The sequence below is a fragment of the Microcoleus sp. S13_B4 genome, from assembly GCF_036700885.1.
Lineage (GTDB): Bacteria > Cyanobacteriota > Cyanobacteriia > Cyanobacteriales > Microcoleaceae > Microcoleus.
In genome coordinates this window covers 35,773-47,265 of the sequence record NZ_JAUBPU010000045.1, presented here as the reverse complement: position 1 = coordinate 47,265, position 11,493 = coordinate 35,773, and the positions used below count along the sequence as shown (strand labels likewise).

General features: G+C 42.6%; 7 protein-coding genes. 3 read left to right on the top strand and 4 right to left on the bottom strand.

The features are described 5' to 3' along the window. Positions 1-82: 82 nt before the first annotated feature. Positions 83-493: a universal stress protein gene (locus QT994_RS20275; RefSeq protein ID WP_333177537.1), complete on the top strand. Its 411-nt coding sequence runs from the start codon at positions 83-85 to the stop codon at positions 491-493. A gap of 47 nt (positions 494-540) precedes the next feature. Here the strand turns inward: QT994_RS20275 and QT994_RS20270 are convergent, their stop codons facing one another. After that, positions 541-1,809, bottom strand: coding sequence for a carbamoylphosphate synthase large subunit (locus tag QT994_RS20270; protein ID WP_333177535.1), 1,269 nt, complete (start codon positions 1,807-1,809; stop codon positions 541-543). Positions 1,810-2,138: 329 nt separating this feature from the next. Between QT994_RS20270 and QT994_RS20265 the strand changes: the two genes are divergently transcribed. Continuing rightward, complete coding sequence (locus QT994_RS20265; protein WP_333177532.1) at positions 2,139-3,260, top strand: IS630 family transposase; 1,122 nt, start codon at positions 2,139-2,141, stop codon at positions 3,258-3,260. Here the strand turns inward: QT994_RS20265 and QT994_RS20260 are convergent. Beyond that, positions 3,249-4,097 carry an isoaspartyl peptidase/L-asparaginase family protein gene (locus QT994_RS20260; RefSeq protein ID WP_333177530.1) on the bottom strand — a complete coding sequence of 283 codons (849 nt, stop codon included), beginning with the start codon at positions 4,095-4,097 and terminating at the stop codon, positions 3,249-3,251. The two genes, QT994_RS20265 and QT994_RS20260, sit on opposite strands and share 12 nt — an antisense overlap. 389 nt (positions 4,098-4,486) lie before the next feature. On the opposite strand from QT994_RS20260, the gene QT994_RS20255 reads away from it, so the two are divergent. Further along, positions 4,487-4,672, top strand: a complete 186-nt coding sequence (locus QT994_RS20255) for a hypothetical protein (RefSeq protein ID WP_333177539.1) — start codon at positions 4,487-4,489, stop codon at positions 4,670-4,672. Here the strand turns inward: QT994_RS20255 and QT994_RS20250 are convergent. Next, complete coding sequence (locus QT994_RS20250; RefSeq protein ID WP_333177528.1) at positions 4,669-4,932, bottom strand: hypothetical protein; 264 nt, start codon at positions 4,930-4,932, stop codon at positions 4,669-4,671. The two genes, QT994_RS20255 and QT994_RS20250, sit on opposite strands and share 4 nt — an antisense overlap. After that, positions 4,913-11,020 carry an AAA family ATPase gene (locus QT994_RS20245; protein ID WP_333177525.1) on the bottom strand — a complete coding sequence of 2,036 codons (6,108 nt, stop codon included), beginning with the start codon at positions 11,018-11,020 and terminating at the stop codon, positions 4,913-4,915. The genes QT994_RS20250 and QT994_RS20245 overlap by 20 nt, the downstream gene beginning before the upstream one ends. Positions 11,021-11,493: the final 473 nt, after the last annotated feature.

Sequence of the window (11,493 nt, the reverse complement as noted above, 5' to 3'; positions counted from 1 at the left end):
GGTTTTTAGCTGGCATTTTTGTAGAGATTGACTAAACTCATTTTTTATTATACCCTATTTAAAGGCACAACAGCTTACTGTTTTGGTAGCGATCGACAATTCAGAGCTTGCAGAACGGGTTTTGCAAGTTGTAGGACAATTTCAGCTAGAACCGACGGCAAAGGTGATTTTAGTTCATGTTGTGAGTTCTGGTACCTCGGATTTTGACGCGGTTGTCGATCGACCTCACGCTCAGGGAAATGAGATTGCTTACCGAGAAGTGGAGAAGTTGCTGCAATCTTATCAGGAAAAGTTGCCTTGCGAAAGCGAATTGGAGATTGTGTCCGGGGAGCCAGCGCCGGAAATTTTGCGTTTGGCTAATATTTATAAGGCGGATTTAATTGCGATCGGCTGTCGGGGTTTGACTGGTTTAAAGCGGATTTTGGAGGGTTCGGTGAGTGCGGAGGTTGTGGCTGAGGCTCCTTGTTCGGTGTTGGTGGTGCGCGCGAGATGACGGGGAAAACCGCATAACCGCTGCAATCGGTAGAGTAAATATTAACCCTATTGCTGCAATCCCTTACTGTGCAAATTCTCCTCGATGTGCTCCATATCCTTCATATCCTCACCAGCAATTATCCCGTAAATTTCCGTGTAGATTTTCCCGTATTTAACCTTCTCTAAAGCCGACAAGATTATCAAGTCCTTGCGATCGAGTTCTGGTTTCAGCGTGACAAGAATCGATTCCAAAGTCCCATCCATTCGCCAGTTACTGGAATATTGAGCCACCTCCTTTCCCAGCCCCAGTAAGGTATGGCGCTGTAAGCAAAGCGGAGTGGAGCCATTAACTCGGAAATTGGCATCAATGGCATAAAACTGTCCCTCAGAGTCTTCCAGCACGTCGAAGCCAATAACGCCGAAATAACCCTGTTGGTGAGCATATTTACCAATAGCCGCAATCATCTCAAAAAACCTACTCATGTCGGTTTCGCGGTAGTGAATCAGTCCCCCTAAATAGCTGCCCTCTGGGGTGACAAGTTGGCTGGTAGTGCCGATGAGCGTGATATTTCCCGTTTTGCTTACATAGAACTGCACGCAATAGTTCTGCACTTCATTCTTGACAAATTCCGAGACAATAATCGTATCCAGCAACTTAATATCGAGATATTTCTTCACTTCCTGCAAGCAGTAGTTCAGATCGCTGGCGCTTTTGATAATATAAGTGCCTTCTCCAGAAAGTCCGTGGGATGTTTTAATCAAGTAGGGGAATTGCTCTGGTAACTGAATGCTTTCGAGATTGACTTCGTGCAGATTGTAGCTTTCGTATTTCGGACATTGCACGCCTAATTCTGCTAGCGTTGGTTTGCTGAGCAAGTGGTAGTGGATGTCGGGATGGACGGCGTGTTTTTCTGGTTTGAGATTGTCGAAGGGAAATAGAGTCAGGAGTTTGTCAAAGCGATCGCTTACGCTGAGATCTTCGAGATAAGTTGAGCAGTCTATCATCTCCATACTGCTGTTGCTGAAGCCCAAATGCTCCCGCCAATAGTCAATCAGCGAGTTCGGCGGCTGATTAATCACAATTCCTGGGATGGCATCGCCTAACACTGCCAGATTTTTCCAAGGTTCCTTCTGGCCAATCTTGTCGAAAGAAGTTTTGGTGGCTTCACTGCTGCCGTCTTGAATAAAGTATTTTTCCCTGTTGGGGTAAGCAGCCCAACTGGCAGTTGCAGGGTAATTTAGGATGAACGCATAACGTGCATCTGTGATGTCTGGAGCAAACAAATGGGAAAGAGAATTACCCTGAAAGTAAGGAAAGTCGTAGGTTGAGTTCATAAGAAACCTTCAAGTCGAGTTTGAATTGAATTGTTTTCCCGGCAAGTAAGTAGCTCGACATAATTAAACGTAGGGTGGGCAATGCCCGCCCTACAAATTGAAAGACTGTTTATTGATGTCAAGCTACTTAATACCTAGGAAATAAGATATTAGTTGAGGAATTTTAACTCTCTCCAACTAGAGAGAATGCAGCCTCAATAATTGCAATGATGGACGAGTTGTTTTTTCTTAGTGAACACAGCCACCTTGTCCATTTCTGAGGTTCTAAGCTGATACGCAGCTAGATTGTATAATATAAATATAGAATAAGCGCTCATTAGTTATAATGTATGCCAGCCAAAAACCATCTATCTCAAAATCAAAAACAGAGACTCGTTAAACTACTAAAAGAGTCTGACGATAATTACGTGAGGGAAAAGGTTCTAATTTTATTGCTAATAAATGACGGAAAAACTTATCGAGAAATTAGTGAATTTATGGAGATTGCTTACACAACAGTAGCTTATTGGTCAGTTCATGGCGACCCAGATAATTTGGAGAGCTTGTTAGATAAAAGAAGCCCAGGAAATTTTCGCAAAGTCACTCCAGAGTATGAAAAAATATTGATAGATACAATCGACAAAGATCCTGAAGAATATGGATATGAATTTGGGAGATGGACAGCAGCCAGGCTAGCAACATATTTAGAAAAAGTCACAGGAATTAAATTGAGTAGTTCCCAAATATCTAGGATACTACATAAAAAAAAATACGTTTATATTTGGGCTAAATATAGTTTAGAGGATAAACAAAATCAAATTGAAAGAGAAGCATTTAAACAGAAGCTATCGGAGTATTTAAGAATAACTAAACAAACACCAGAGCTTTTACAGGTATGGTTTTGGGATGAGAGTGGATTTAGCTTGAGAGTGATAAGAAGAAAAACTTGGGGTAAAAAAGGTAGTAGAAAAAAAATCACAGGTCAAAGGAGAAGAGGCAGAGTAAATATCATGGGTGGATTGAGATATCATGACAAAAAAAGGTTAAATTTTGTCATAAAGAAAGGAGACTCGAATACGTTTTATGAGCAAATTAATGCCTTAAATGATTCGCTAGTTCAAGAATGGAGAGAACTGGGTAATCAAGCTGAAACTTTTGCCGCATCAGGAATAAAGATTGTAATTATTTTAGACAATGCTAGTTTTCATAAAAAGAAAGATATTCTGAACCAAATATCAGCCGAAATGCCTCATATTATTTTAGAATTTTTGCCACCTTACAGCCCCGATTATAATTTGATTGAATTGGTCTGGCATTCAGCGAAAGAATATATAGCACATCGACTGTTTAAGTCAGTAGAAGAATTGTCAGAATTACTACATAGATTATTAAATGAAGGAGAAATGGTTATCAAATGGGAGCGAAAAATCAAAAATAAAGGCAATGCTATTTTATCCGGTTTAGCTGCGTAGCAGCTTATAAGCACAAGCCATGTCGGTTGAGTTATGCGCCCAGCCAACCCGCCCTTTAGGGTCTATGAGGATGCAGCCAGCTTCTCCTGCCACCTTAGATGCCAGAGTCTCAATTGCCATCTTCGCTGCTTCGTCTGGGTGCTTGCCGGAGGCTAGAAAGTCGATCGCCGTCTTAGCTAGAACTACTGGCATAATGGACTCGCCATCACCTGTGGTCGAGCAAGCGCCCTGTTGACTGTCAGCAAACAAGCCTGAGCCGATAATGGCGCTGTCGCCGACGCGACCGGCGGGCTTATTCATAGTGCCGCCTGTTGAGGTACCGGCCACTAAGGTGCCACTACTATCCAAAGCTACACAACCAACGGTATTGGGACGGTCAATAACTTCTTTTTCCTCCTCCCACTCTTCCTGTTGCTCGTCAGCGATTAAGTCTTCTTTTGCAGACATCTCGGCTCCATTTTCTGCTGCAAAATGTTCTGCGTGATCCGCTACTAAGAACATGGGTTTTTTATCCATAATCTTTCGCGCCACAGAGATGGGATGGCGCACGCCTTGAACATTTGCGAGCGCTCCCCAAGCTAATGAACCGCCTTCCATGATCGCTGCGTCTAGCTCTACTTCTCCCTGGTTGTTGAGAACCGATCCAAAGCCTGCGTTGAATGTCTGGTCAGCTTCCAGAACCCGGATAGCTGCCTCAACAGCTTCTGCTGCGGAACCCCCGCTTGTGAGCACTGCCCAACCCGCTTCTGCTGCTGCGGTACAGCCTGCATTGTTGGCTGCAACCTTCTCTTCTGTGATGGTTTTTGCTCCACCGTGAACAATAATGCTTAGTACCATAAATTTCCTTTTTTTAATCTTAATATCTACTTAAAAACTTCTTACATTAATCAATTTTTAAGTAGTTTTTTCTCCCTCATAGTTTTATAGATTAGCGGTGTTTAATTATGGGTTCTTCTATCTTCAGAGATAATTATTTTTGTCGAGCTTGGTGTTCCTTCAGACCTAGCTATTTACGAATTATTAATAAATATCTGAGCAAAGTTATGTCAATAGTGTGAGGCAATTTGGCTTCGAGTTAGTTAAAGAAATTGAAAGAGTTAGGGAGTAAAGAGGGGGTAAAATTTAAGGCGAGGCACTACACATTAACAGGCAAAATGGGTAAACCTGAAGAATGAGACTTTGAGAGAAAATAAGTGCGATCGCGCTTCACATCAGTCTGAGCCTTTATGCTTATCCGCCAAAAACTCCCGCAGCCGCCACAAACTAGCCGTTTGCCCCAAATTCAGTGGCAGCAGCCACACTCCCTCCAACCGAGACTGCACCCAACCGTCGCCCCAATACCACTGGTGACAAATGAAAATGATCTGCCCCTCAAAGAATGTAGCGATCGAGCTTTGGACTTTTATGATTAATCTAAATTGTGTGGCCGGTCTTTGATTTTTGTGCGATTTCTTAAAGTAGACTGACAGCGTTCCCAATAAATTTTAGAGACGGCATCGCCCGGATTCTGACGCCAACACTCGGCAAACAGCCGCGCCGCTTCAGCCAACTTGCCTTCCGAGTAAATGGCCAAAGCTTCGGCAAACAATTCTAGCGTCGCTAACTTGCCCTCTTTAATTTCTAGTGGGTCAACATAAAACACCTTATCTAGGTCACCTAACAGCCATTCCATCAATCATAGCTGACTGAATAATTGTATAAGCCTCTACCCAAGCTTTTTCAGTTTCAGGTGTCCACTCTAAACCCATCTGCGTCTTCAGGGCTTGAATGAGGGCCTTAGCGACAACAGGATAATGTTCTACTACAACGCCATATTTGGCATGAGTTGCACCTAATCCTTTAGCCAAAACATTAATTAACTTAGGTTTTCGTAAATTTTCAATAATTACTTCTAAGCTTTGCCAAATTTTTTCTTTTTGGTGTGCCATATTTGTATTCATAAAAAGAGTCTTAATCTGAGAAGAATTATTGAAAAGTATTTCATAAAAATTACTGACAAATTCATCAGAGTGAGGCTTAATTAATACTAAAGTTCTCTCTAATAGATCGATGTTTAAAGTTATAGTTTTTTGTTCACACCAGTCTAAATAAATTTGGGCAACTTGATCGGAAGGGCAGAAGCTTAAACATTGAACAAAAAATTCTGTAGCTTCGATAAATTTTTGTTGGCGGTATAAGCTTAAACCTCGATCAAATAAATTTTTTGTTGCTAATTTGCCTCGCTTTGTTTCAGGAAGATCTGCATCAAAAACTTCATAAATTGTAGATAACTTTACTTTTCCCTTAACACTAATTTGGGCAATCATCCGCATAGCATAATTGCTAGGATTAGCTAATTTGTTAAAAGTTTGCTGTGTAATCAGTAAAGCAACACCATAATTTTTTGTTAATCCTTCCACACGAGAAGCTAAATTCACTGCATCACTAATTACCGTCGTATCCATGCGATTTTGTCCGCCCACCGTGCCTAACATTAAATTCCCAGTATTAATGCCAATGCCAATCTTAATCGGGGCATAACCATAATTAACCCGCTCTTGATTGTATACTTGAAGTTGATTCAGCATGGCAATACTGGCATTTACTGCATTATCAGCATTACCGCTAAATAGGGCCATAATCGCATCACCAATATATTTATCAATAAACCCATAATTTTCAATAATCGCTGATTCCATCCGAGATAAATAAGCATTAATAAATTGAAAATTGTCCTCCGGAGTCATACTTTCCGAAAGCGTGGTGAAGTCGCGAATGTCGGAAAATAGCACCGACATTTCTAACTGCACTTGGTCGCCCAATTCGACATCGACAATGCTTGATTTCTCTAAAAAATGGAGAAACTGATTGGGGACGAAGCGCTCGTAAGCTTTGTTGAGTTGAAAAAGTTCATTGGTGAACCTGATCTGCTCTGTTTCGGCTTTTTTGCGATCGGTTATATCTTGAAATGCTGCTATGCCGTAGGCAATATTGTTCTGATTATCATAGATAGGCGTTCCCCAAACTTCGAGGGGTACAACCTTGTCAGTCTGGTAGATTTCCATATCATTAACAGTGGAACTTTCACCATTTAATGCCCGCACTCCAGGCATTTTTTCAGCAGGATACGGATTGGAAGTGTCCGCAGCATAAACTTGATAAACCTCTGCCAATTGCTCGCGTGTGGCATCAGGCGCAACTCCTTTTCCCAGAAGCTGCTGCGCCTTCTGATTAACGTAGTAAGGTGTACCAGTGGGTTTGAGTACAACTATCCCTACTGGCATAGCTTCTAGGAATTGAGTCAGCCTCGTTTCATTTTGGCGTACTTCTGTATAGAGTTGAGAATTTTGAAGTGAGATAGCCGCTTGTCCAGATAACACTTTTAATAGTTCCACTCTTTCTGGAGTAAAAGCTCCGGCAGTCAGATTGTTTTCTAGATAAACAATACTAACGATTTGAGATTGGTTAATCAGCGGCACACATAAAATTGATTTGGGCTGATTTTTTCGGATGTAGGGGTCGTTGGTAAATTGTCCCGATCGGGCAGCATCATCTAGTACCACGCTTTCTTGAGTGCGGGCGACATAATTAACAATTGCCGAGGAAAGTTCTTGACAATCTTCAACGGGGAGTGACTGCAACACGGTGATTTGTTCGGAGTTTATGACTCCTTCAGCTTCAACCAGTAGCTTTCCCTGACTTGATAAAATGAGATAGCCTCTTTGCGCCCCCGCATTCTCCATCAAAATTTTCATCAAGCTAGACAGTAGCTTATCTAGCATTATTTGACCTGAAATCGCCTGAGAAGCTTTCATTACTGTGCTGATATCTAAGTGATTCACCAAACCCGTAGTCGTCACGGTTGCGGTAGTTTTAGTGTTTTTTATTCCCGCTTGAATTGGTCTTAATAACTGGGGATATCGCGTTTCTAAATCTTTTACCTTAGCAGTGGCTCCCCATTGGATATAACAATAATACGCCTCAATCATGTATAGTTGGGCAAATTTTTCTTTATCCCATTCTCGGTAAAATTTGGCTGCTAGTTCATTAGCTAATGCTTCTTCGTTGAGGAATTGATTCTCTTTTGCTCCAGCAATGGCGCGATCGTACATTTCAATCGCCTCAGCTTTATTGCCCAAAACTCGATAGCGTTCTGCCTCCACTAAATACCATTTATGTAGATGATTCATGGGAGCATTTTGCGCCCACTGTTGCAGCGTGCTTTGATGGGTTTCCACCTCAGCAAGAATGGAAGCTTGCTCCAGCTCTGGGTGGGTGGGAAAAAGTGCTAGGTGTGTCAGGGCTGCATAGAAATGGAAAATGGGAACAAAAACCGATCCCGATACTCCCATCAAATAGGGCTTGACTTGGGCAATGTAGTCTAGGGCAGCCCTGTAATTACTAAAGTAGTAAGCAAGCAGCAGTTTGTAGATGTAAGCACGGGCGATCGCCGAGAGGTAATTATCCTGCTTGTGCTTTGGAAGCATCACTGTTTCATCGTAGGCAGTTCCAATTAAGCAATATGGTTGACTTATTATGGTTGCTTTCAAGTTCTGCACTATCTGGTGCTTCATATCCAAATAAATCTGGGCAGTATATTGCTTTACCTTTGCCATAACAGCGCTGTATACTGCTATTTCGGCTTCGTAAGTCTCTAGTTCTACCCCACTGAAAAAGTTGGCAGTAAAGTAAGCATCTATGCTGTAACCAGCAGATAGAAAATCGCCAGTTTCCATGCCAGCGGTAAAGCCATCTTTCTGCTTCGGTATCGCTGCCCTCAGAGCTTCTTGGCGATGCTGAATAAAGGCCCCAAATACGAATAAAATTCTGGACTTTAATTCCCGCAAATTAAACTGATCTAGTAAGTTTAGTGCTAATTTACCAAAGCCATAGCCAGTTTCAACATCTCCCAAAAAGGCACACAGCACTATACCATGAATTGCATACCCCAGTGTCGATGCGGGTGCATTCCCAAAACGGAGCGATAAACTCACCATTGTAGAGCTAAGGAGAGGCAATAAACCGGGGATTCCCTGAAAAATGGGTGCACATAGCATTCCTAACAGTTGCATGGCTGCCTGAGTCTGGGCATTGGTCATCACAGGCAGCTCAACCAGTTTCTCAATCTGTCTACCCTGGAGTTGGTTGGCAAGGTTTTGTAACGCTTTGCCAATTAAAGCTTCGTCAGGTTCAGTGGGGAGTCCAACCCCTAATTGTTCTAGTGCCTTTCTACCAACTGCGATCGCCGCCAACATCTTGCCCTGGGCTGTCTGGGCGGCGATTTTAATTTCGTAAATTTTAATTTTGTCTAAAATCGTCTGAGCATTCTGCAATACCTGTGCTGCCATCTGTTCCATACCCTCAAGGTCAGCATTCAAATAGGCAGCTTCGGCAGCAGCAATATAGAGATTCAGGGTCAACTCATACTGAAGAAGCCAGCAGTTGGCTGTCAGTAGCTCAATCCCTGTTTGCAGATAGACCATTGCGGCTGCGTAGGCGGTAGAATTTCTTGCCTTACCTCCCGCTTCTAAGTTGAGTAGGGCTAAGGCTTCTCGTTCGCTTAATTGATTGATTAACTCAATTCCTTGATTTAAATGCCCCACAATCTCAAAGAGTTTTTCCTCTCTTTCTAGTTCCGAATATTTTTGTAGGAGTAACTGTCCGATTTTGAGATGGCTGGCTTGTTTTTGGTTTTCACGAATTAGGGAATAAGACGCTTGCTGGACGCGATCGTGCAGAAACCGATAAGCTGGATTAGCAATAGAATAATTGGGAGATTGAACATCTGTTTGAATGAGGTCATAGCCGGTTGTAATCTGTAAAATAAGTCCTTCTTGCAAAGCTTTCTGTAATGCTGCTGCTGTTTGTTCGGGTAATTCTTCGCTGACTACTGCCAATGTATCTAAATCAAACTGCGCTCCAATGCAAGCGGCAAGCTTGACGATATCCTGAGTTTTTATAGGCAACTTCTGCAATTGCGCCGCCATAAACTCCACCACATCCGAGGCGTGCGTAAGTCTAACTTGGGCAATATCGCACTGCCAATACCCTACATCCCAGTTAAAAATAATTTGACCATCTTCATACAACGCCTTGAGGAATTGAGTTGAGAAAAAGGGATTACCTTGGGTTTTTTGATAAACCAACTCAGTCAAAGGTTGAGCCAAGGATAAATTACAAATCAGCGTATCTGCCACCAACTGATTCATATCTGCTAAACTCAACGGTTGCAGGTTAATAGTATTTACCACTGCCCCAGACTTAATAATCTCATTCACTGTCAACATAAACGGATGAACAGGGGAAACTTCATTATCCCGATAAGCACCCAGTACCAACAGATGCCCCCTATCTTCCATCAACAGTTCTAGCAATTTCAGCGAGGCTGAATCTGCCCACTGCAAATCGTCCAAAAATATCACTAATGGATGTTCGGCGGTGGTAAATACTTGCACGAATTTCTGCATCAACAGATTGAATCGATTCTGGGCCGCACTCCCCGAAAGTTCTAGTGCAGCCGGTTGAGCGCCAATGATGCCTTCTAATTCAGGAATTACCTCAATTAGCACTTGCCCGCTATCACCCAATGCTGTCATAATTTGGGTTTTCCAGGTTTGTACCTGAGCATCACTTTCTGATAATAATTGCCCCATCAATTCCCGAAATGCTTGCACAAACGCACTGAAAGGAATATTGCGCTGGAATTGGTCGTATTTGCCTTTTATAAAATAGCTCCGCTGTCTGGCTATAGGCTTGTGGACTTCGTTAACTACGGCGGTTTTACCAATCCCAGATAAGCCAGCCACCAGCATCATTTCGGCGCTACCTGTACTCACTCGTTCAAAGGCTGCTAATAGATGATCAACTTCAGTTTCTCTGCCGTAGAGTTTTTCGGGAATCAGGAAACGGTCTGTAATATCCCGCGTTCCCAAAGCAAACGGCTCAATGTTAGCCGTTCCTTGTAATTGAACCAGACAACTCTCCAAATCGTGCTTTAGCCCCCCCGCCGTTTGATAGCGGTTTTCGGCATTCTTCCCCATCAGCTTGCTGACAATTTGCGAGAGAATTAGGGGAATTTCTGGATTGATTTCATGCGGTGAAAGTGGGTGTCTGGCAATGTGGCCGTGAACCAGTTCTAAAGCATCTTCTGTCTCAAAAGGTAGTTTTCCTGTCAGCAATTCGTAGAAGGTGACACCGAGGGAGTAAAAGTCAGTGCGGTAATCGAGAGTGCGATTCATTCTCCCCGTTTGTTCGGGTGAAATATACGCTAATGTGGCTTCTAAAATATTCGGGTTTTTTAGGGTTGGCGTTTCTCGCGTTAACTGGGTAGAAATGCCAAAGTCGATAATTTTTAATTGTTTCGTTTCCGGGTTGTAAACAATATTTGAGGGGTTAATATCTTTGTGGATGATGTTGGCGCTGTGAATTTTTCCTAAAACTTTAGTGGTAGCGATCGCAATTTGTAAAAATTCCTCCAGAGTAAACTTTCGCTGCTGCATCCAAATTGTCAAGGATTCGCCGCCAAAGTCCTCCACAAACATCACGAGGCTGTTTTGGTATTTTTGCAAGTCATAAACCCGCACGACTCCTGGCTCTTTTAGCTCTTGGGTGATGCGGTATTCGGTGCGGTAGCGCACCAATTCTTGAGGTGTGGGGTAGCTTTCTTTGAGGAGTTTGAGGATAATCGGCTGGTTATTTGCTTCCCGAATCGCCCGGTAAACCAGAGAGTTGACACTTTCGTAAAGCAGCGTCTGGACAGCAACGCCTGGAATAGAGAGCATATTGATTTTTATGGTAAAAATTAACGCTAAGTCAAAAGGCACCAGCTTTGTCTAGAGCATAGCGCGTTAGAAAGGAAAAAATTTTGTTTTTGTAACAAATGTTGAGTTTTTCCGGTAGTAGCCTGCAAATACTTTGTGGTAGCCCCGATCGTGATCGCCTAATTTGTATGGTGTACCAACACTCGATCGCACTTTTGCTGTGATTTTCAGCCCACATTACGCAGCCTGGGGTGTAACACAGCATAATTACGCAGAAAACTCTATTTTTAAAATAATAAATTATCGCTTTAAAACGTTTTTTATCAGTCAATATACGGTATAAAACTATAAATTATAGCTTTATTGCTGGATAAAAGTAAGTAAAAACCGATTGTGGCAGTTGAGGGTGCGGAATGTGGGTTTCAGGTAAAGCAACCACCCTGATGGTGACGAGGTTCTTAATCGCTAAGTCAGTGTCGCAGTTGACCGCACTG

What these genes read in the sequence shown, in the direction of transcription:
- QT994_RS20255 (WP_333177539.1), top strand. Translation starts at nt 4,487, where the DNA reads ATGCTTATCCGCCAAAAACTCCCGCAGCCGCCACAAACTAGCCGTTTG.
- QT994_RS20265 (WP_333177532.1), top strand. Translation starts at nt 2,139, where the DNA reads ATGCCAGCCAAAAACCATCTATCTCAAAATCAAAAACAGAGACTCGTT.
- QT994_RS20270 (WP_333177535.1), bottom strand. Translation starts at nt 1,809, where the DNA reads ATGAACTCAACCTACGACTTTCCTTACTTTCAGGGTAATTCTCTTTCC.
- QT994_RS20260 (WP_333177530.1), bottom strand. Translation starts at nt 4,097, where the DNA reads ATGGTACTAAGCATTATTGTTCACGGTGGAGCAAAAACCATCACAGAA.
- QT994_RS20245 (WP_333177525.1), bottom strand. Translation starts at nt 11,020, where the DNA reads ATGCTCTCTATTCCAGGCGTTGCTGTCCAGACGCTGCTTTACGAAAGT.
- QT994_RS20250 (WP_333177528.1), bottom strand. Translation starts at nt 4,932, where the DNA reads ATGGAATGGCTGTTAGGTGACCTAGATAAGGTGTTTTATGTTGACCCA.